Origin of the sequence: Aneurinibacillus terranovensis DSM 18919 (assembly GCF_000430625.1) — a bacterium.
In the GTDB taxonomy this organism is placed as follows: domain Bacteria; phylum Bacillota; class Bacilli; order Aneurinibacillales; family Aneurinibacillaceae; genus Aneurinibacillus_B; species Aneurinibacillus_B terranovensis.
The window spans coordinates 30,566-51,962 of the sequence record NZ_AUMJ01000034.1; the positions used below are offsets into that span (position 1 = coordinate 30,566).

Below are 21,397 nucleotides of genomic sequence, written 5' to 3' on the forward strand. Positions count from 1 at the left end.
TTCACTCATATGAGTGGATCGCCTCTCTAAAATAAGCTTGTTTGAAACCCTTTTGATAGTGCTTCTGCAATCTTCTTATGGGAAACGGAAAATGGATAATTCTCCATATCATCGAGCGATACCCATACGGCACGCTTCTGCTCCACCTGCTCCCTTACTTTTTCAGCAGAACCGGCAAACTTGCATACGTACACGTGCAAATTCCACTGCAGATGCGAAAAAACGTGAGTATGCTGCATAACTTTCTCATAAGGAATCGCCCGCACTCCGTCCGTTTCATATAAATACCGGCTTAGCTGCTCGATGGCCGCATTGGATAGGCCCTCCCCGGCTTTTATGCCGTCCGCTATTTCTATATTGGGAAACTCCCACAGATTGGCAAGCAGTCCCGTTTCCGGCCGTTTGTGTAAAAGCCATTTGTCGTCCGGCAACTGTACGAGACCGACTGCCATCTCCTGTACCCTAACCTGTTTCGCTTTTGTCTTTATTGGCAGTTTTTCCGGATTTCCCGTTTCCCGGGCACGGCAGTGCTGCATGACCGGGCACTCATGACAGCGCGGGGAACGCGGTACACAGATGAGCGCCCCTAATTCCATGAGAGCCTGATTGAAGAAAGAAGGGTTATGGAAGGCTATAATGCGGCGGATCACCGCTTCAAACAGCTTCCGTGTTTTTGCCTTGGCGATATCGTCCTCGATATAAAGAATACGGGAAAGAACGCGCATTACATTTCCGTCTACCGCCGGTTCCGGCAACCCGTATGCAATGCTTAGAATGGCCCCGGCCGTATACGGGCCGATTCCTTTAAGCTTGTATACGTCCTCGGGCGTATTCGGCACGGTGCCCCCGTAGCTTTCCTGTACTTCTCTAACCGCCGAATGTAAATTGCGTGCACGCGAATAGTAACCAAGCCCTTCCCAAAGTTTATAGACTTCCTCCAGGTCCGCTTCCGCCAGGTCTTTTAACGTTGGAAAACGGGCCATAAACCGTTCGTAATAAGGGATGACCGTCTCTACGCGCGTCTGCTGCAGCATAATCTCTGATACCCACACGCGGTAAGCATCGCGGTTTTCTCTCCAGGGAAGTACGCGCTGCTGCCGTTCAAACCAGTATAAAAGGTCTTCCTGAAAGGCTTCGATTTCAAAGGATGAAAGGATCGAGTCAAGCTGAACTTCTTGCTGTTTGGCCATTTTTTGCTGTTCACTCCTGAATTACCGGGGCAAATGCCCACATATGTATCTTTTCGGTTCCACCTGAAACATAAGGATTAATCATCTGCCAGAAACCGCTCTTCCCGGGTGGTTCCTCACAGCGTTTGCGTTTAAGCTTACGGTACGACTCTACTGTCGGGACATGAAACATTTCAACGAAAAGTCCCGGCTGGTCCACCCCCTCATACACTTGAAAATCGTCCACGCCGATTTTTTCCATGGCGTGTCTAAGACTTTCCATTTGTTCCATATATTCTGTCCGTTTCTCTTCTAAAACCTTGTACTCCACAAAAACCTGAATGCCGCTCACTGTTTTGATCACCTGCTTTTTGTCCAAAATGTAAACCCGAATGTCCCAAAGAACGATTTTATGTTAATATAGGTAAACTTTTTTCCATTCTTGCTTTATAATAAGGATAACAAAAATTAAAAGCGCCGTCAGGTTCTTTTTCAGTTAGAATTGGGGGATTATCGATTGGATACAGGTACCCACGTTGCGATGGGATTTGGGCTCGCAGGTCTTGCGTATTTAGATCCGGCCGTTTCGGCAAATCCTGAATTAGCGGGAGCGGTTCTACTTGGTACAATGATTGGTTCTCAGGCGCCTGATTTTGATACCGTGTTAAAATTTGCAGGCAATGCCCGCTATATTCGAAACCACCGCGGATGGTCGCATTCCATCCCGGCTGTTCTTGTGTGGACCGGTTTAATTAGTGGAGGCATTCATCTTTTTCATCCGAGTGCATCCTTCTTGCATCTGTTTTTATGGACACTGCTTGCTGTAGCGGTCCATGTATCGATTGACCTGTTTAACGCTTATGGAACCCAGGCTGCCCGTCCTTTTTCCAAGCGTTGGATTTCTTTTAATGTGATTAACATTTTCGATCCCTTTATTATGGGCATTCATGTAATTGGCTTTATCCTTTGGAAATCCGGGTATAACCCGGGGGCTGTTTTTTCGGGTGTTTATGCCATTATGCTTGCGTATGTGATGCAGCGTGTATGGATATACCGCCACCTCCTCAAAAAGGTTAAAAGCCAGTTTGGCAAAGAAGGGCATTATATTCTGCTCCCTACCCTATCATGGTTTCGCTGGGGAATTGTTGTGCAGACGAAAGAGGCCTCCCACGTCGGGGAAATCAATCGGGGTCACATCATCTGGTATGATACATTTGTCGGGCAAGAAGACAACGTATGGATTCGCATAGCGAGACAGGATAAAAACGCACAGGCGTTTCTCTCCTTTACCCGCTATCCGTATGTTACATCCGTAAAACGTGAGTTCGGACATGAAGTTCGCTGGGTTGATTTACGTTATCGGACAAAGACCCATTACGCTTTTATGGCCATTGTCCACCTCGACGAAGAGTTAAACATTATTGACTCATACACAGGCTGGGTATACCGTGAACATAAAATAGAAGAGAAACTTGTTTTAGCTTTTGAAAAATCATAACGGCACTGCTAAAGGAAAAAGAGAAGCCGGTACACGGCTTCTCTTTTTCTTGTGTTATATTACCGCCTCATGTTACGACTGGCGTAAATAAAGTACGGGGTTATTAAGACTTTTTCTTTTTCTTATCGGTAAGTTTTACATTTTGCATTCTGCGGCTCATCTGATTAAGCTGCTTTTGATTTAAATTCATTCCCATTGAACGGGCAATTTGCTGAAGCTGTTTTTCATCCATTTGCATATTAGACATCTGGCGTCTTAAATACCAGACTCCAATCGCAAACCCCCCGGCTAATCCTATAAGCAAAGTGAGGATCGGTAAAATTATCGTCCACATACAACTCGTCCCTTCTGTACAGTAATTTTAGGGCAATCAAGTGTAATTTTACTTTGCTTATACCCGCTTGTCAAAGAGGAATTTCATTATCCGACATTGTTACTTTTGTGCAAATGCAAATGCGACATCTTCCGCATTTCTCTTGGCAGCGGCAAGAATTTCATTCGCTTTGTCCGGTGTCGCATTCATCCCTTCAACATACAGGTGCGTATAATCGGTAATACCGATAAACGCCATAATCTGTTTTAGATAAGGATTTGTAAATTCAAGTGCAACGGCCGGTCCTTCTGAATAAAATCCTCCACGTGCCTGAATATGAAGAACGCTTTTCCCTTTTAGAAGGCCTTCGGAACCTGCTTCTGTATATTTAAACGTTTTTCCTGCCATTAAAATGTTGTCAATGTAAGCTTTCAACATTGGAGGGTAACTTAGGTTCCATAACGGTGTGACGAAAATATATTTGTCGGCTGAAAGAAATTGGTTAAGAATTTCATCCATACGATTGATGACCCGTGTTTCTTCACCGGTTAATTCCTGGCCATGTGCAAGCTTGCCCCATGCTCCGAGTACAAGACCATCGATAAAAGGAACATCTACTTTATACAAATCGACGTGTTCAATGGTATCATTTGGATTGTGTTTTCGGTATTCAGCGAGAAAGTGATCGCCAAGCTGAAGACTGTACGACAGGTCAATCGGTTTAGGATTTGCTGTAATATATAAAACTTTTGCCATAAAAATTCCTTCCCTTCATGTTTTATTCTAAGTATGTTATTTTTTGCTCTATTAACTTACTTAAGTATATATTATTATTTATTGTAAGTAAACTACTTTTTACGATAATTTTTGAATCTCAATAGTATCTTCCCCGTTTTTTGGGTATACATAATCGCAAATAGAAAAAGATTTGGAATGTGAATGTGGAGTTGATAAAGGAAAAAGGCACCAAAAAGACAGCCGGTAATCACTGTACAAGCCGGCTGTCTTTGATGGTATTTACATTCTACAACTGTAAATTGTCAGGTTATTGCTGAATAATCCCTTTTTTCACGAGATATTGAATCACCTGTTCAACGGATTGTTCTAATGATTGTTTGTCTGTCTCTACGATGAGTTCCGGATGATCTGGTTCTTCATACGGAGAAGAAATTCCCGTGAATTGAGGAATCTCTCCGGTTTTTGCTTTTTTATAAAGTCCCTTCGGGTCGCGCTTTTCGCATTCTTCCAGTGAACACTTGACATAAATCTCAATAAATTCACCGTCATTTACAAGGCTGCGCGCCAGATTGCGGTCCTCTTTGTAAGGGGAAATAAAAGCCGTGAGAACAATAATACCTGCATCCACAAATAACTTCGCTACTTCTCCGATACGGCGAATATTCTCCGTGCGGTCCTCCGGGCTGAAGCCTAAATCTTTGTTGATACCGTGCCGGATATTGTCGCCGTCTAATAGATACGTTCTCAACCCTCTATCGTACAGTCGTTTTTCAAGTTCATTGGCAAGTGTTGATTTACCGGAAGCCGAAAGTCCGGTAAACCAGAGAATACCGCTCTTATGCTTGTTTAGTGACTGGCGGTCTTCTTTGGATATGGTTGTTTGATGCCAGACAATATTGTGTGCCATGGTTTCACCCTCCTACTTTTCACTGAATGCGTCTTTTCTCTAACGTCCATTTCACACGTATTAATGTGTGACTACATTCATTCCTTTAATCAGCACTTCTACGACTTCTTTGCGGCTGAATTCAGGTGGCGGAGCGATACCATTGCTCAGCATCTCCCTAACCTTTGTACCGGACAGAATCACCCGATCTTCCGTGCTGTGCGGGCATGTTTTCGTAGAGGCCATATTTCCACACTTCTTGCAGAAGAAACTATGTTCAAAAAACAGCGGGGTAATTCCCAACTCTTCGGCCGTGAAATTCTGGAAAATAAGCTGTGCATCGTATGTTCCATAATAATTTCCTACACCGGCATGGTCGCGTCCGACAATAAAGTGCGTGCAGCCAAAATTTTTGCGCACCATGGCATGAAAAATAGCTTCTCGCGGACCTGCATACCTCATCGCAGCAGGGAAAACGGCAAGAAAAACCCGATCCTGCGGATAATAGTTTTTCAACAGCGCTTGATAGCTCTCCATACGGATATCAGCCGGAATATCGTCCGATTTGGTTTCCCCGACAAGCGGGTTAAGGAAGAGGCCGTCGACAATTTCAAGCGCTGATTTTTGAATGTACTCGTGGGCTCTATGTACCGGATTCCGTGTTTGAAATCCGACCACAGTTTTCCAGCCGCGTTCGGCAAATACTTTGCGTGTTTCAACAGGGTCCAAATGGAATTCAGCAAACTTATCTTTTTTCGGGCGATTGACTACCGTGATTGGCCCCGCCAGGTAAACTTCCGGTCTTTCCCATAATTTTTTTACACCCGGGTGGGCAAGGTCATTGGTGCGGAACACGTTTTCCGCTTCTACCTGCTTATCGGGGGCGTACTTCTCCTGCAGTTCCAGAACTCCGTACACCACACCGTTATGGACTAATTTAACCCTCTCACCGATTTCCAGTTCACTGGCTTTTGCTTCCGTTACCGGCAGCGTAATGGGAATACTCCACACGTGTCCGCTAACAAGCTTCATATTATGGACGACTCCGTTATAGTCCTCACTGCCAAGAAAACCCGTTATCGGGCTGTATGCTCCGATAGCAATTAACTCCAAATCAGATAAGGCCATTTTATCCAATTCAACCTCTTTGTAGATGCCTGCAAGATTATAAGAATAATCAATACGATTAATCAATTGGCCGCCATGCGGTTGACTCTTACTCATATTCTCCACCCTTTCTTTTTCTACAGATGCAGCCCGCATTCTGTTTTGCCTGTTCCGGCCCAGCGTCCGGCGCGGGAATCACTGCCTTCCTCAACGGGCTGCGTACAGTATTCACACCCTATGCTCGGGTATCCCTGATCATGGAGGGGATTGTAGGGAAGATTATAGAACCGGATATAATTCCAAACGTCTTCCCATGTCCAGTGAATAAGCGGACAAATTTTAATGGATTTAAATTTATCGTCCTGGTTCACATATTGTGTATTAGCGCGGGTAGGAGATTGTTCACGCCGCAAACCCGACAACCATGCTGCAGCCCCTGAAAGCGCAGCGTGTAAAGGCTGAATTTTTCGCAGATTGCAGCAGCTGTTCGGCTCTCTTTTCCACAATTCATCCCCGTATTCTGCAGCCTGCTGTGCAAGCGTAAGTTCGGGCTGCTTCATTTCAATAGTCAATTCAGGGTATTTTTCTTTCATCCGTGCAATCAGTTCATACGTTTCCTTAAAGTGAACATTCGTATCAAGAAAAACGATTCGCGCATTCTTCCGTACTTTGCTGATTAAATCAATGAGAACGATCCCTTCAGCCCCAAAACTGCAAGCATAAACCAGGTCATCGCCAAACTCCTGATACGCCCACTTAAGGATATCCAGTGTATCTTTTCCGGATAACTGTTCATTTAATTGCGCATAGTCGTTCTCCGTTAACCGTTCATAAGATAATCGGTGCAAAACTAGATTCCTCCCCCTTGGTCATGAATTGTGCTTTTCTCTCTTCGAATCGCCTGTGACAGACTCATCGATCCAATTGTTGCAATAAACACACTTATAATCACTATCACAATGTATGGGTTAGGCTCCAAAAGTGTGTTAACCATCAAGAATGAGACAACCAGCGATGACACCGGCGAGACAATCCAAACTTTAACAATTTGCTTTATGACACCTTTCTGCCACAGATGAAATCCATTCTCCGCCGTGCCGATCCCCAGAATGGCACACGTCGTTGCCTGAGTAAGCGGAACCGGTATTCCGAAAATCGACGAAAGAATAACCAGGCTCCCACTTGTTAATGAAACAGCACTTCCCTGCAGGAGTGACAGCCGCGTGATTTTTTTCCCGTTTGTTTCAAGAACCTTCCCCCCGAGAAAAACAGCTCCAATGGAAACGAAAAGTGCCCCCAGCCAGATTCCGTTTGTAACAGAAAGAATCTTTGCACCAACAAGCGAGCCTACAGCATTAGCTACATTATTCATCCCCGCGGAAAATGCTTCCACTAACCCTGCGAAAATCAGCAGATAACTTAGCCATCGCTGCCACTTTCCGCCTTTGCTGCTTACATGCCAGCGATGTTCCACTATTGTAATCCCTTTTCCAAGTAAATACGCAATAAAGAACGCAACAATCGGGATAAGTATCCAGAAAAACACGATCATTTCCACACTTTTCACATATACAGATTGGTAAGCAAGGCCGACACCGACAATGGATCCGACCGTTACTTCACTCGTCGATAAGGGGATGCCCATCATATTAGAAATAAACAGCGTTACGGTAGCTGATGCAAGAATGGTTATAACAATCTTAACATTTAGTATGGAAGAGGGAATGATTCCCCCGCTGATTGTTTTAACTACCTCACCTCCGCCAATGACTGCACCCAGAAAGGCGGCCATGGCTACCAGCACCATGGCCAACCGCTTGTTGCGGATTGCCCCGCTGCCGTATGCCGCTCCCATAGATGCGGCCGTGCCGCTGGCTCCAATATTCATCGCAAAGAAAAGAGCGATCACGATGGCTAAATATGTCCATATCATATATCAATCACATACCCTCTCCCTGCACCTGCAGGTTTTTTTTCAACAATGACGAGTTCCTCTACCTTTTTAGGCGGAAGATAGTGACGATCGATTTGACTCTGGGCGGTTTGAAAGACCTTTTCTTCGTCTTCGTGGAGAATTACCAGTTCCGTCCTGGTATTATCGGTATACCTCACTTCCAATCTGTACAGAAACATACGAATCCGACCTTCTCTCTTTTACAAGTTCCCTTGTTTTAATTACGCATTTAATTGCTTAAGCAGTTCATCAAGCCTTGTTTGAAACGGCGCTGTCCCTACTCTGTTAACAAAATCGAAGAAGCTTTCATTTTCCAGGCGTTCTTCTTTAAAGAACGCGACAAGATGAAGCACGACCCGATTTAAGTCATCTGCAAGAACACGGCCTTTTAATTTTTCATTGAATTTAGCATTCTCCCCTAATTTTCCGCCTACGAAAATATCAAATGCATCTTTCATACCCGCCTCGGTTTTTACGAGCGCCCCCTGGAAGCCAATGTCCGCAATCTGGCGTTGTCCGCACGAGTTAGGACAGCCAACCATATGCAGGCGTAGCGGCTCGTCAAGTTCAATATGTTCGTCAAGGAAAGCTGCCAATTGACGCATGCGTTCTTTTGTTTCCACTAACGCAAGGTTACAGAATTCGTCTCCTGTACAGGAAACGGCATAAGCAGTAAAGTGACGGGGATTTGGCGTCAAGCGTTCCAGCAGTTTTTCCTGCAGAAGCGCATGAATTTTCTCGTTCGGAATATTCGCGATGACGATATTTTGCGAGTTACACGTCCGAAGAGAACCATCTCCGTATTCCTCTGACAGGCGCGCTAATTCTTCGAGTTCGGCACCCGAGAGGCGGCCAACCGGAACGGATAACCCGACATAGCTTAATCCTTCTTGTTTTTGCTCGTGTACGCCTGTGAAATATCCTGCATTCCAGCCAATTGTTTTATCTTCACCTCTTGTAGGCAGCTCGCCGACAAGCTCGATTAATTTTTCCTTGAATTTCTCAGGCCCCCAATCAGCCATCAAAAATTTGAGTCGGGCGTGGTGGCGTTTTTCACGATATCCGCAATCACGGAAGATGGTCGTTACACCGATCGCCACCTTCACGACGTCTTCCGGCTTTACAAATACATCAAGCTGCTTGGCAAGGAATGGCTTCGCCGATAACCCTCCACCTACCCAGACATGAAAGCCAATGACTTCCTGACCATCGATAACTTTCACAGCTGGCACAAAGGCAAGGTCGTTAATTTCCGCGTGACCTGGATTGTAAGGGTTCGCCGAAATAGAAATTTTGTATTTACGTGGCAGGTTTGAGAAATCCCGATTCAATAAAAAGGTATCCGAAATTTGCTGGACAAGCGGGGTAGTATCAATTAATTCATCCGGATCAATTCCTGCCAACGGATTTCCGACAATGGTACGCGGGCAGTCGCCGCATGCTTCAAAAGAAGACAGTCCGACTTCCGCAAGGCGGGCAAAAATATCCGGTATGTTTTCAATCGTTAACCAGTGAAACTGTACAGCCTGGCGAGTAGTGACATCGACGAGGTCCTTTCCGTAATCTCTCGAAATGCCGGCGAGAGTTTTTGCCTGCTTTGCACTTAAGATCCCTGATGGAATCCTTACCCGCATCATGAAATACCCATCTTCCTTCGGACGCTGCTGGTATACGCCGGCCCATTTAAACAGGTCGAAATCGCTGGCGGTGATGGAAGCAAAACCGGTTTCTGCGTAGCGATAGACATCCTGAATGATATCGAGCCCGTCTTTTTCAAGTTTCATGAATTCATTTTTGTTTAACTTCTCCGGGTTCTCAGCCCAAATCGGTGTATAGCTCATTATTTAAATCCCCTCTCAGTATGTTTTTAAGCTGTAATGGACAACTGTGAAGTATATTCCATTACCGATTCACCCTGTAAAATGTAGTCCGGCTTAATGCTAAAATTAACCAGTGTGGCAGCCGTCTCCCCGTCAGCACATAGAATATCGATGGAAGCAAGCCGCACGCCTTTCTCTTTGCTGCCCGATGCCAAGATGAATGCTTCAACGGCTTCCGCTGAAGAGAAAGCAAGCATGTCAATCGTTTTGTTTTTCACCGCTTCAAACACATCGTCCACCGCACTGCCGGAGACTTCTTCCCGTGCGGCAGCCCATTCATTCACAACGGCTCCTTTTGCCGTCAATCCACTGGCAAATTCTTTGCCCCCATGTTTGTGTTCGAGAAGTACCCGCTGTCCTCCTTGAATCTTGTGGACGATTTTACCGGAAAACAGTTCTGCCTGTAATCCGCACTCCCGCAGCCGTTCAGCCACTTCCTCTGTTCGGGCATAAAAGCTGCCGGAAATCGAGCGAATATCCTTTTTTAAGTCACGAAGAGAACGGAAGAATTCACGTACCCCGTGCAGGGTAGAAAAAACGATATGGTCGGCTGTCTCCGCCTCAAGGACTGGTGAAAGATTTCTTTCGTTGGATGGCGTGTTGGTTGCAACCAGAGAAAACTCTGTCGTATCTGCTGCTAGTTCGTCAAGTTTGTCTATAAAAACGGATGATGGCTCCGTCGTATGAAGAATGCCAACTTTCCTGCCAAACAGCGGTTTCTGCTCATGCCAGTTCAATTTTTCCCGCAGTTTCACAACTTCACCTACAATAATAATCGCCGGGGATCTAAAACGGGCTTGCTGTACCTTCTCCACAATATTGTCGAGTGTTCCGGTTAACGTCTTTTGCTCTGAGCACGTTCCCCAGCGAACGAGAGCAACAGGAGTCTCCCCGGCTTTGCCGTGAGCAATCAGATTGCGGACAATGTCAGGCAGGTTGCTTACCCCCATATACAAAAGAATGGTGTCGACGGCTTTAGCGAGATTAGCCCAGTTGATATCAATTTCTTCATTGCCACGGCACTTATGCCCGGTGATTACAATGAAAGAAGAGGTGAAGTCCCTGTGTGTGATCGGAATCCCTGCGTAAGCGGGCGCTGCAATTCCGGATGTGATACCCGGGATTACTTCAAAAGGGATACCAGCATCGACGCACTCCTCCGCTTCTTCACCGCCGCGGCCAAAAACGAAAGGATCGCCGCCTTTTAAGCGAACCACCTTCTTTCCTTCCCGTGCCCGGCCAATAATGAGCTGATTAATCTCTTCCTGCCGCAGGGTGTGATTGCTTGATTGCTTTCCGCAGTAGATAAACTCCGCCCCTTCTCTCGCATACTTTAGAAGTTTCGGGCTGGCCAGTCTGTCGTACACGATGACATCCGCTTTTTCGATAGCTTCACGTCCCCGCAGCGTAATTAATTTAGGGTCGCCTGGCCCTGCCCCCACAAGGTAGACCCTTCCTTTCTCCATCTTTCCACCCCTCTCTATTTAAATATAGTAATCATATAAGTCATATAGACATTATCGATAAAAAAAACTACCCTTCTTCAAGAAGAGAAGAAGGGTAGTTAAACCGCCCCTCTTCCTCATCTTCAAGCCTTGCGCTTTCTGGAATTGGCACCTAACCGGATTAGGTTGCCGAGGCATCAAAGGGCCAGTCCCTCCACCTCTCTAGATAAGAAAGAGTTATTCACATTATTTTAATTGGTATTATTGGTTTTGCTTCGTTATTCCTGATTATAAGAGCAATTCATACAAATAGCAATACTTTTTTTGAGAAATGATTCATTTGGTAAGCCGATCAATTTTAGCAGCGATTTCATCCGACGTCCACCGCTCCTCTTTACTAAACGTATAGATTGGATGCGGACGCTCCCATATCGACCACCTCGTCCCATTCATCGAGAAGATGCTGCCTGTTACTGTGGAGGGCGGTTCCGCTAAATATAAGAATAACGGAATTAAATCTTCCGGATCGCCTACTTTCCAGTAGTCAGGGAGGTCTTCGCCTTTCATTCGCGCCTTCTCCTCCGCTATCTGAATAAAAGGTGCTGTCATATCAGTCAGCGCTGCAGGTGCCACCGCATTGACCCTAATCGAAAATCTCAATAATTCCTGTGCAAGAGTATACGTTAAGCCAACCAGCCCCGCTTTGGCGGTGGAGTAATTCGCCTGCCCGGGGCATCCTTCGAGGCCCGCCGTCGAAATCATATTGATAATGGAGCCGCTCCCCGCCTCTTTCATATAAGGCAGACAGGCATAAACACAGTAAAAAGCACCGTGTAAATGCACATCGATCACCTGCCGCCATTCCTCGATGCTCATCTTATAACTAATCCGGTCCCGTACAATTCCGGCGTTGTTGACAAGCACGTCGACCCGGCCAAATTCTTCTATGGCCGTATCCACCATAGCTTGTACAGCCTCATGACTGCCGACATCCGCGGCAATTCCGATCACCTTACCAGCCGTACCACTCCGCCTCTCAATCTCCCGCACTGTGCGTTCCACTCCTGTTTCAGTCGTGCCGTTTATGACCACGCTGTAACCAGCCGCGGCCATGCCGAAAGCGAGCGACTTTCCGATTCCCCTGGTTGAACCTGTGATCAACGCGACTTTACCTACTGTTCTTCCCGCTTCTCCTCCCATTTTTCTTCCCTCCTTTATCCCTGGCTTTTTTCCGTTATTTCGCTGCGAAGTTTTGCTTTATCCGGCTTTCCGGCCTGGTTAACCGGTAACTCAGCATAGAGGTAAAAGTCTTTTGGTATTTTGTGCGGGGTGAGCCGTTCACGAAGATAATCCTGCAGCGCATCCTCCCAGCCAGGTGGGGTTTCCGATAGAACAAGCGCCGCGGCTACCCGCTCGCCCCAGTATGAATCAGGAATGCCTACGACGCCCGCATCCTTTGTATACAACCACTGTTTGAGTGTATTTTCAATTTCAGTAGGAAAAATATTAATTCCGCCGCTAATGATCATCTCTTTTTTTCTGCCGGACAGATGGAGCACACCATCGTCATCGAGCAATCCAACATCGCCGGCGCTTTTCCATATATTCGTGGATGAGCCGGATGGATAAAATCCGTCCAGCGGAATTTCGCCATAATATCCGGCTGCCATCATATTACTTTTGACATAGATCTCTCCCGTCTGCCCCCTGGGAAGAGAGGCCCCCTTTTCATCGCGAATATCAATTTCCACCCCGTGAAACACCCGTCCAACCGCGTTTCCACTGCCAATTCCAATCTGCACGGATACAAAACCTATTTCCGCGGCCCCATAATATTCATAGAGGGTAGAGGTAGGAAAAAACCGGGTCACCTTTTCTTTTAACGATATATCCATCTTTGCGCCGGCGGTAATAAACGTTCGCATAGCCCCGTCTGCCTTGGTTACGGCCCTCCCCTTCCCTTGTCTCCCCACCTGTTCCATTTCATTAATAACGGAACGGTACATCGTAGGCACCATAAAGCAGCACGTGGTTCCATCCATTTGCCGCAGCGTTTCCTTCGCATCGAAACGTTCCGTAAGCTTGACCGTACCGCCTATGTACAAAAGGTGGAGCAAGCATATCAGGGTGGCAGAATAATAAAGAGGCCCGGGTAAAAGCATAACGTCGCTGCTGTCGATACCAAATTCGATGCTCATCGCATGAAAGCTGTCGATCCACGAATCGTGAGTACGCAGTATTCCCTTCGGCCCCCCTGTCGTTCCGGACGACAGGGCCAGATAAAAAAGATTGCCGCCATCCAATATCGTTCTCTGATAGCTGGATACGTCCGTCTTTATCGATACACCTGCTTCCAGAATGTTTGCCGTATGTAATGACATTAGGTGAGGCTTGTTATGTTCATCCGCGATAACAAGCATAGGTTGAATCTGTTGCACCAATATGCCCCACTCTGCTGCCGACTGTAAAGGATTAACCGGAGCAGCAATCGCTCCCACCTCGCAAATGGCGAGAAACCATTCCACAAATAGGTGACTGTTATTCATCGCAAGCATGATAATGTCACCTTTATTGCATCCAGCTACTTCACGCAGATAAATGGCGCGGGCAGCCACCTGTCCCGCGAGTTCCTGATATGTAAGGGCAACCTGTGACGTACACAGCGCTGTTTTTTCGGGATATGCGCGGGCATTTTCAAACAATCCATCTGTAATCACATGACTCATAGCGGATGTGCCTCCCATCTTTCAAACAGAGCTGCGATGCCAAGGCCCCCGCCAATCCCCATCGTCGTGAGGCCGAGACGCGCATCGGGTTCGGATTTCATTCCGTGCAGCAATCTCGTGACGAGAATCGCACCCGATGCTCCATACGGATGCCCTAAAGCAATGGCGCCACCGTCCCTGTTTACCCGTTCCTCTTCGATGTGCAGCTCCCGAATGCTGGCCAGTACCTGAGAGGCAAACGCCTCATTGAATTCCACCCTGTCTATATCCTCCACCGACAAACTGTTTCGGGCAAGAAGTTGTGTCACAGCGGGAACCGGCCCAATGCCAAGCACATTCGGGTCAACACCTGTTACAACGGCGTCGATAAAGGTTAAAGACGGGTGCAGCCCAAGTTCGAGCGCTTTCGTCTCGGACATGAGAAGCACGGCAGCCGCTCCGTCATTTATACCGCAGGCATTTCCTGCCGTCACCGTACCTCCGTGTTGAAAAACAGGAGGCAGGGAAGCCAGCTTTTCTATTGTCGTGTCAGGGCGGGGACCTTCATCGTACAGGATGATGCGCTCGGGGTCTTTCTTTGCCGGAGCCGCAATGTGAACCATTTCTGCGGTGAACGTCCCCCTTTTTACGGCGTCCACCGCTTTCACATGGCTTCGGTAAGCAAACGCATCCTGATCCTCGCGTGTGACACGGTATCGCCGGGCGACGTTTTCGGCCGCGATACCCATGTCGGGGTCTCCAAGCTCTTCGGGCGCAAAGCGGGCCCGATTATATAATTTCGGCATGTCCATTCCGTACAGACTCTGTGGCTTCATCATTTTCCACGGGGCAAGGCTGGAGCTTTCCACTCCGCCAGCGATGATGATATTTGCCGCTCCCGCTTGGATCATGTGAGCGGCAATGCGAATGGCCTCCAATCCCGAACCGCACTGCAGGTCGACAGTGACTCCCGGCGTTTCAATAGGCAGGCCTGCCGTTAGCGCACTCAAACGTCCGAGATTGCCGCCTGGACCGACAACGTTTCCGAGTATCACTTGTTGAACATCTGCCGCGCAAACACCAGTCTCTTTCAGAAGAGCCTGGATAGTTGCCGCCGCGAGTTGTTCCGGCGGAATATCCTTCAGCCACCCGCCTGCTTTTCCAATCGGGGTGCGCTTGGCATGTATAATGACTGCTTTATTCATTGTGCCGACTCCTCCCAATGTTTATATGTAAAGAAGACTTGGCCAGCGCCAGCCAAAGGCGAAGCGATAGCCAAGCGAACATTAGGTAGAAAACCCCATCACACTGAGGGAGTTTTCTTTATCGGCTATATGTGTAGGAAAGGGAAGGCTTTGCTTTACGCATCGCCACAGCTACAACGGAAGCCACTACCGCTTTGATTAAATCACCCGGGATAAATGGAAGTGCTCCTCCTGCAATCGCTTTTCCTAACGAAATATGTGTAGCAGCCATTAACCATGGTACGCCAATCACGTAAACAAACAGGATCCCAAATAAAAAAATGGGAACGAAAGCCTTCACAAAATTCAGCTTTCCCTGCCCTTCTGTAAACTTTCCAATAAAATACGCGGCAAAAGGCCAGCTTACAATGTATCCACCACTTGGGCCCATAATCGCGCCGATGCCGCCCCGGCCTCCCGAGAGAATAGGCATTCCAACAGCGACAAGCAGAATGAATAAGACCAGGCTCAATCCCCCGCGCCGCGCTCCAAGGACAGCCCCCGCCAGCATAACTCCAAGGGTCTGGCCGGTAATTGGGACAGGTGTAAATGGCAGAGGAATGGAAACGAAACCAAGTACGGCAACCATAGCCGCAATCAGTGCCATATATGTCAGATCAAGTACGGAAAATTTGCTTTTTTTCAATTGTTAACCCCCAAAAAAACGTAAGTTTACATTACTAGAATAAGGAGGAATCGTATAATTGTCAATAGAAGCACAAGTAATCAAGCGTTATCCTTCCTTAAGTCAAAAATGAATTAGAATAAATTCATTTTTGACTTATTCACGACCTTACTGCTGTTTCCACCGAACCCGCGTTTTCCCCTGTACGTGTTATTTCTCTTTCATTTCATTGCTTTTTTCGTTCATTCCAGCAGATGAAGGGGTACGCATGCTATATGGCACGCGTTTTGCATTGGTAAAACGGTAACAACACAATCATTCATACTATTGAATAGAGGAGGCTTTTCTAATGAGTTATAAATTTGCCAACGTAAAAACAGAACTGCCAGGTCCAAAAGCCAAAGCGCTGCTGGAAAAACGCAAACAGTATGTTCCAAAAGGGGTAAGCAACGGAATTCCAACGTTTATTGACCATGCGGAAGGCGCGCTGCTGACAGATGTGGATGGAAACACCTATATCGACTTCGCCGGTGCAATCGGCACGATCAATGTCGGCCACTGCAACCCTGAAGTAGTGGCGGCCCTGCATGACCAGGTTGATAAGTACATTCACCCCGGCTTTAATGTGATGATGTACGAACCATATATCGAATTAGCGGAACGCCTGTCTAAACTTGCTCCCGGAAGCGACGAAAAACAGGTCCTGTTTCTCAACAGCGGCGCGGAAGCGGTTGAAAACGCGGTTAAAATTGCCCGGAAATATACAAAGCGCCAGGGTATCGTGACGTTTTCCCGCGGCTTTCACGGCCGGACATTGATGACGATGACAATGACAAGCAAAGTCCGCCCTTATAAATTCGAATTCGGGCCGTTTGCGCCTGAAGTGTATAAAGCACCGTATCCGTATGTATTCCGCCGTCCGACAGGAATGAGTGAAGAGGCGTATGACGATTTTATTCTGAATGAATTCAAGAATTTCCTCGTTGGTGATGTAGCTCCTGAAACGGTCGCAGCGGTGGTCATGGAACCGGTACAGGGGGAAGGCGGTTTTATCGTGCCAACTCCTAAATTTGTCCGCGGTGTAGCAGAACTTTGCAAGCAATACGGCATCCTGTTCGTTGCCGACGAAATTCAAACCGGATTTGGCCGGACAGGCAAATATTTCGCGATCGACCATTTTGGTGTGATTCCTGACCTGATTACCGTTTCCAAATCGCTGGGTGCCGGCGTTCCGATCAGCGGTGTCATTGGCCGCCGTGAAATTATGGATACCGCAAATCCCGGTGAACTCGGGGGGACGTATGCGGGAAGCCCGCTCGGGTGCCGTGCTGCTCTTACTGTACTCGATGTCATTGAGAAGGAAAAACTGAATGAGCGCGGGGAATCGATTGGCAAAAAGGTGATCGAGCGCTTTACACAGTTTGCCGCTAAATACGATATAATTGGAGATGTACGCGGGCTTGGCGCCATGTGCGCGATGGAATTCATCAAGAATAAGGAAACGCTTGAACCAAATAAAGAAGTGGTCACGTCGATTGTCAACGAAGCAAACAAGCGCGGACTGATTACGTTAAGTGCAGGTTTATACGGCAATGTTATGCGTGTCTTGATGCCCCTCGTTATTACCGATGAGCAGTTAGAAGAAGGACTCAACATTTTAGAAGAATCGATTGAGGCAGCCGTGTCTGTTCTCCAAGTTCAGTAAGGGGGAAAATGGAAATGAATAAAACTATTCTTAAAAAGTCGCTTTATATTGGCGGCAGCTATGTAGAAGGGTCGTCTTATAAGTCTCTGCGTTCTCCTCATTCCGGAGAGGTCATTGCTGAAATTCCCGTGGGCACGCGGGAAGATATGCGCCGTGCGATTGACCACGCGGCCGAAGCAGCCAAAGTTATGGCGAAAACACCGGCTCACCAACGCGCCGCTATTCTGCAAAATGTGTCTCTTCTATTAAAAGAAAGGAAAGAAGAAGCGGCTCGTATCCTCACGCTCGAAGCCGCCAAGCCCCTTTCGGTGGCAAGAGGCGAAATTGCCCGGACGATTGAAACGTACCAGTTCGCGGCCGATGAAGCCCGGCGATTGCACGGTGAGACCATCCCAATGGACGCATCTGCCATGGGTGAAAACCGAATTGCCTATACTGTTCGCCGTCCTGTAGGAATTGTAGGTGCAATTACGCCGTTCAACTTCCCGTTCAATCTGGTTGCCCATAAGCTTGGCCCCGCCTTTGCCGCGGGAAACCCGGTTATCCTCAAGCCGGCTGACCAAACACCGCTATCGGCTTTCTTCATAGCTGAGCTGTTTGAACAAGCCGGGCTGCCTGCAGGCGCTCTGCAGGTAGTAACCGGACGCGGAAGTGAAGTGGGAGATGAGCTGGTGTGCGATGAGCGGGTAAAAGTCATTACGTTTACCGGCAGCCCTGAGGTTGGCAAAAGTATTCGCGAGAAAGCCGGACTCAAGCGGGTCGTCCTGGAACTCGGTTCGAACTCGGGCCTCATTATTGATGAAGGGTTTGATATCGATCCGATCATTAAGCGTACCGTTACCGGCGCGTTCACCTATATGGGGCAGGTGTGTATCTCACTGCAGCGGATTTTTGTTCACCGGTCCTTATACGATACATTCGTGGATAAATTCGTAGCTGAAACGAAAAACCTGCGAATTGGTGACCCGGGTGATGAAACAACGGATATTGCAGCCCTTATCTCACAAAAAGACGTAGAGCGAATCGCGTCATGGGTGAAAGAGGCGGAGGAATCGGGGGCCCGGGTACTGACCGGCGGTGTCGAGAATAATGTAGTAAAGCCGACGGTCATTGTCGATGCCGCCCCCGAAGCAAAAGTATGCGCCAAAGAAACGTTCGCACCTGTCGTTGTCATCACACCGTTCGATACATTCGAAGAGGCCATTGATGCTGTCAATGATTCCACATACGGCCTTCAGGCAGGGGTCTATACAAACAGTATGGAACACGCCTTCCAGGCAGCGGAGCTTCTTGACGTAGGCGGCGTCATGATCAATGACTTCCCTACTTTCCGCGTAGACCAAATGCCTTACGGCGGTGTAAAAGAAAGCGGCGTCGGGCGGGAAGGTATTAAATACGCCACAGAGGAAATGACAGAGCTCAAACTCGTCTGCTTCAATCGCAATCGGTAACCCAATCGGTACGTAGTGAAACGGGACATTCAGGCACGCCTTTTTATACAGAGGAGGCGTAAATCATGCAAGATAGTCTTTATGAAGAATTATATGCCGAGTTAATCAGCGTATTTGCTGCCTCGTATGATGAGATTTTTGTCACGGATGGAAACGGGTATACCGTCCGAGTCAATAATGCATGTGAGCGCAACTATGGCCTTACCGCTGAAAAAATGGTAGGCAAACATGTAACGGAGTTAGTAGCGGAAGGAATTTTCTCCCCTTCCGCTACCCTTGATGTGATTAAGCACCGGAAACAGATTAATCTTGTGCAGCAGACGCAAAACGGGCGCAAACTGCTTGTTACGGCAACGCCTGTGTTTAATCAAGATGGCGAGCTGATTCGCGTCGTCAGCAACTCGCGTGATATTACCGAACTGCTGAATCTGCGAGAACAGCTCGACATGCTGCAGGAGAAGGTTATAAGCTATGAGGAAGCGTTTAAGCAGCGTGAAGAAGAGTCCGGCATTCTATCCTCCCGCAGCCCTTCCATGATAAGTGTGCTTGAAAAAGTAGCAAAAGTGGCACGCGTGGATAGTACCGTTCTGCTTCTCGGTGAATCAGGTGTCGGGAAAACGCACATCGCCCGCTATCTCCACGAAGCAAGCCGGCGGAAATCGGCGCCCTTCCTTTCGATTAACTGCAGTGCTTTGCCGGAATCGCTAATTGAATCCGAGCTGTTCGGCTATGAGCCTGGCGCTTTTTCAGGCGCGCACGAGAAAGGAAAGAATGGGCTGTTTGAAGCCGCCCATCATGGTACCCTGTTCCTTGATGAAATTGGGGAACTCCCTCTTTCCGTTCAGGCCAAGCTGCTCAGCGTGCTGCAGGATCGGCAATTTCTCCGGATTGGCGGCACGAAGCCAGTGAAGGTGGATGTCCGAATTATCGCAGCAACCAACCAGGATTTACGGCAGAAGGTAGAGGAGAAGACTTTTCGCAATGACCTGTACTACCGGCTTAATGTCATTCCTATCGTCATTCCGCCCCTCCGCGAGCGAAAGGAAGATATCGTTCCGCTAGCCATCCGCTTTCTTGATGAATATAAAGAAGCGTATGGGATTGAGAAAAAGATAAGCTACAGTGCATCGGAAGAGCTTCGCAGGGCCGATTGGCCGGGCAATATTCGCGAATTGCGCAATTTTCTTGAACGGCTTGTCATTACTCTGGACGACGATGTCATTAACGCGGAACATATTAAAGCCGCCCTGTATAATGAAAATCATCCCGAATCACCGGGATTGCCAGCTTCTATGAAAGATCAATCATTAAAAGAACAATTAGACTATTATGAGGGACATATTATACGCGAGGCATATACCCGGTATAAAAACACATATGCGTTGGCTGATGCGCTTGGGATCAGCCAATCGAGTGCCGCCCGAAAAGTTAAGAAATATGTGAGGGATTCGTATGCGCGTAACGATAGCAGGGTCTGAAGCTTCAGAAACAATCGATATTCAATTCGACCAACCTCAGAAAGTGGGAACCGTTATCGAAATACTCCTGCATGTCCACCCCTGGCTTATGCAAGGCCTTCCACTGGAACGAGATCCTGAAAGTATTGAAAGACGTATCAGTGTTTATACAACCAACCACACCTCTCTCGCCCTTGAGGACATGGTAGCGAATGAAACCAATCTGGAAATTCAATTTCATAAATAGCGTATAGAAAATGTAACAAAATACTGACTTTTTATAAAAACCCTCTGTTATTTCAAAACAGGGGGTTTGCCTGTTAAATCTTGTGCATGATATATTTTAATCATTATGAACTATATTTAACAGTGAAGAGGCGATCGCTTTTATGAATTTAGTATTATGGTGTTTTGCCACAGTGCTGTCCGGTTATTTTGCTTTCCGTATTTTGCGCCAGTGGCTCGCAAAACGTAAGCCCAGTCACCTCGCATGGTTTATCGGATTTTTCTTTTATTTTTTCAGCGCGTTTGGCAGTACGCTTTCTTATCTCATTGGCTGGGATGCCGCCATATACCGGTTATGGTATGTGACCGCTGCCGCTCTGGTCGCTTTCCTTGGTGCCGGGCAGCTATACTTTACCGTTAAACCCAGATGGGCCCATCTCTTCCTCGTCTTCATTTCACTTTTAACGGTAGCTATGTTTATTAAGGTGTTTGGTTCGGCGCTTGACGTGAGCAAACTATCTTTACATGGGGAGGAAATCGGAGGAACCGCTCTGCCCCATGCAGCACGCGCGTATTCCCCACTCCTGACCGCTCCAGGAAGCCTGGCCCTTATCATCGGTGCTTTTTACACCGCCATACGTCGCCATTCCAAATCCGGCCTCTGGATCGGCATCGGCTCTCTCATTATTGCAATGGGCGGAGTGTTTACCCGCTTCGGTGTAACCGAGTTTCTTCCCATTGCCAACAGCATTGGTATCACCCTTATTTTTTACGGATATTCCCTTTCGGCGAAACCGCGAACGATTCAGGTTGGAGCGCCGCAAAAGGTTTAGTAAGACCTGCAACCAGTACAATCGGTATTGAAAGCATGATGGAAACAAAAGGGCCTAGAGAAACAGGTTGGGCAGCAAAAGGCCCTTGAAAGCAGAAGACTTGGCAGCGGGAAAAGGTTGATACGGAAAAACCTCTTTTAACAAATGGGTTCTTTTTTTCAT

The 21,397-nt window shown here is 47.5% G+C and carries 21 protein-coding genes and 1 riboswitch; of the genes, 6 read left to right on the forward strand and 15 right to left on the reverse strand.

The features are described from left to right. Positions 1-26: 26 nt before the first annotated feature. Both mutY and H525_RS0106930 read right to left on the reverse strand, forming a co-directional pair. Positions 27-1,190 (reverse strand): A/G-specific adenine glycosylase, encoded by a 1,164-nt coding sequence (gene mutY, locus H525_RS0106925; protein ID WP_035100268.1) that lies wholly within the window; start codon positions 1,188-1,190, stop codon positions 27-29. A gap of 10 nt (positions 1,191-1,200) precedes the next feature. Next, a complete protein-coding gene (locus H525_RS0106930; RefSeq protein WP_035100270.1) occupies positions 1,201-1,521 on the reverse strand; it encodes an MFS transporter in 321 nt (106 codons plus the stop codon). Between the two features lie 165 nt (positions 1,522-1,686). Between H525_RS0106930 and H525_RS0106935 the strand changes: the two genes are divergently transcribed. Next, positions 1,687-2,667, forward strand: coding sequence for a metal-dependent hydrolase (locus tag H525_RS0106935; protein WP_027415617.1), 981 nt, complete (start codon positions 1,687-1,689; stop codon positions 2,665-2,667). A 103-nt stretch (positions 2,668-2,770) separates the two neighbouring features. On the opposite strand, the gene H525_RS0106940 is transcribed toward H525_RS0106935, so the two are convergent. From H525_RS0106940 to H525_RS0107000, 13 genes are all read right to left on the reverse strand, one after another. Then, positions 2,771-3,001 (reverse strand): YneF family protein, encoded by a 231-nt coding sequence (locus H525_RS0106940; protein WP_027415618.1) that lies wholly within the window; start codon positions 2,999-3,001, stop codon positions 2,771-2,773. A 99-nt stretch (positions 3,002-3,100) separates the two neighbouring features. After that, positions 3,101-3,736 carry an FMN-dependent NADH-azoreductase gene (locus H525_RS0106945; protein ID WP_027415619.1) on the reverse strand — a complete coding sequence of 212 codons (636 nt, stop codon included), beginning with the start codon at positions 3,734-3,736 and terminating at the stop codon, positions 3,101-3,103. 289 nt (positions 3,737-4,025) lie between these two features. After that, complete coding sequence (cysC, locus tag H525_RS0106950) at positions 4,026-4,625, reverse strand: adenylyl-sulfate kinase (RefSeq protein ID WP_027415620.1); 600 nt, start codon at positions 4,623-4,625, stop codon at positions 4,026-4,028. A 60-nt stretch (positions 4,626-4,685) separates the two neighbouring features. Next, entirely contained in the window at positions 4,686-5,828 is a 1,143-nt protein-coding gene (gene sat, locus H525_RS0106955; protein WP_027415621.1) for a sulfate adenylyltransferase, read from the reverse strand. 20 nt (positions 5,829-5,848) lie between these two features. Continuing rightward, positions 5,849-6,559 carry a phosphoadenylyl-sulfate reductase gene (locus H525_RS0106960; RefSeq protein ID WP_027415622.1) on the reverse strand — a complete coding sequence of 237 codons (711 nt, stop codon included), beginning with the start codon at positions 6,557-6,559 and terminating at the stop codon, positions 5,849-5,851. A 2-nt stretch (positions 6,560-6,561) separates the two neighbouring features. Then, entirely contained in the window at positions 6,562-7,644 is a 1,083-nt protein-coding gene (locus H525_RS0106965) for a sulfate permease (RefSeq protein WP_027415623.1), read from the reverse strand. Next, positions 7,641-7,844, reverse strand: coding sequence for a DUF3906 family protein (locus H525_RS0106970; RefSeq protein ID WP_027415624.1), 204 nt, complete (start codon positions 7,842-7,844; stop codon positions 7,641-7,643). The genes H525_RS0106965 and H525_RS0106970 overlap by 4 nt, the downstream gene beginning before the upstream one ends. A 42-nt stretch (positions 7,845-7,886) precedes the next feature. Then, entirely contained in the window at positions 7,887-9,506 is a 1,620-nt protein-coding gene (locus H525_RS0106975) for a nitrite/sulfite reductase (protein WP_027415625.1), read from the reverse strand. Positions 9,507-9,532: 26 nt separating this feature from the next. Further along, the gene (gene cobA / locus H525_RS28455) at positions 9,533-11,011 is read right to left on the reverse strand and encodes a uroporphyrinogen-III C-methyltransferase (RefSeq protein ID WP_027415626.1); all 1,479 of its coding nucleotides are present in this window, start codon (positions 11,009-11,011) and stop codon (positions 9,533-9,535) included. Positions 11,012-11,124: 113 nt separating this feature from the next. Beyond that, positions 11,125-11,223: riboswitch (SAM riboswitch) on the reverse strand. A gap of 103 nt (positions 11,224-11,326) precedes the next feature. Beyond that, entirely contained in the window at positions 11,327-12,190 is an 864-nt protein-coding gene (locus H525_RS23110) for an SDR family NAD(P)-dependent oxidoreductase (protein ID WP_035100272.1), read from the reverse strand. 14 nt (positions 12,191-12,204) lie between these two features. Beyond that, positions 12,205-13,716, reverse strand: a complete 1,512-nt coding sequence (locus H525_RS0106990) for a class I adenylate-forming enzyme family protein (RefSeq protein WP_027415627.1) — start codon at positions 13,714-13,716, stop codon at positions 12,205-12,207. Further along, complete coding sequence (locus H525_RS0106995; protein ID WP_027415628.1) at positions 13,713-14,900, reverse strand: thiolase family protein; 1,188 nt, start codon at positions 14,898-14,900, stop codon at positions 13,713-13,715. Before H525_RS0106995 ends, H525_RS0106990 begins: the two co-directional genes overlap by 4 nt. Before the next feature lie 118 nt (positions 14,901-15,018). Then, the gene (locus H525_RS0107000) at positions 15,019-15,585 is read right to left on the reverse strand and encodes a biotin transporter BioY (RefSeq protein WP_027415629.1); all 567 of its coding nucleotides are present in this window, start codon (positions 15,583-15,585) and stop codon (positions 15,019-15,021) included. A gap of 328 nt (positions 15,586-15,913) precedes the next feature. On the opposite strand from H525_RS0107000, the gene gabT reads away from it, so the two are divergent. From gabT to H525_RS0107025, 5 genes are all read left to right on the forward strand, one after another. Further along, on the forward strand, positions 15,914-17,269 hold the full coding sequence (gene gabT / locus H525_RS0107005) for a 4-aminobutyrate--2-oxoglutarate transaminase (protein ID WP_035100274.1): 1,356 nt from the start codon (positions 15,914-15,916) through the stop codon (positions 17,267-17,269). Between the two features lie 14 nt (positions 17,270-17,283). Beyond that, complete coding sequence (locus H525_RS0107010) at positions 17,284-18,720, forward strand: aldehyde dehydrogenase family protein (RefSeq protein WP_027415631.1); 1,437 nt, start codon at positions 17,284-17,286, stop codon at positions 18,718-18,720. A gap of 65 nt (positions 18,721-18,785) precedes the next feature. Next, complete coding sequence (locus tag H525_RS0107015; protein WP_035100276.1) at positions 18,786-20,198, forward strand: sigma-54 interaction domain-containing protein; 1,413 nt, start codon at positions 18,786-18,788, stop codon at positions 20,196-20,198. After that, positions 20,173-20,424: a hypothetical protein gene (locus H525_RS0107020; protein ID WP_027415633.1), complete on the forward strand. Its 252-nt coding sequence runs from the start codon at positions 20,173-20,175 to the stop codon at positions 20,422-20,424. Before H525_RS0107015 ends, H525_RS0107020 begins: the two co-directional genes overlap by 26 nt. 142 nt (positions 20,425-20,566) lie before the next feature. Further along, the gene (locus H525_RS0107025; protein ID WP_027415634.1) at positions 20,567-21,235 is read left to right on the forward strand and encodes a hypothetical protein; all 669 of its coding nucleotides are present in this window, start codon (positions 20,567-20,569) and stop codon (positions 21,233-21,235) included. Positions 21,236-21,397: the final 162 nt, after the last annotated feature.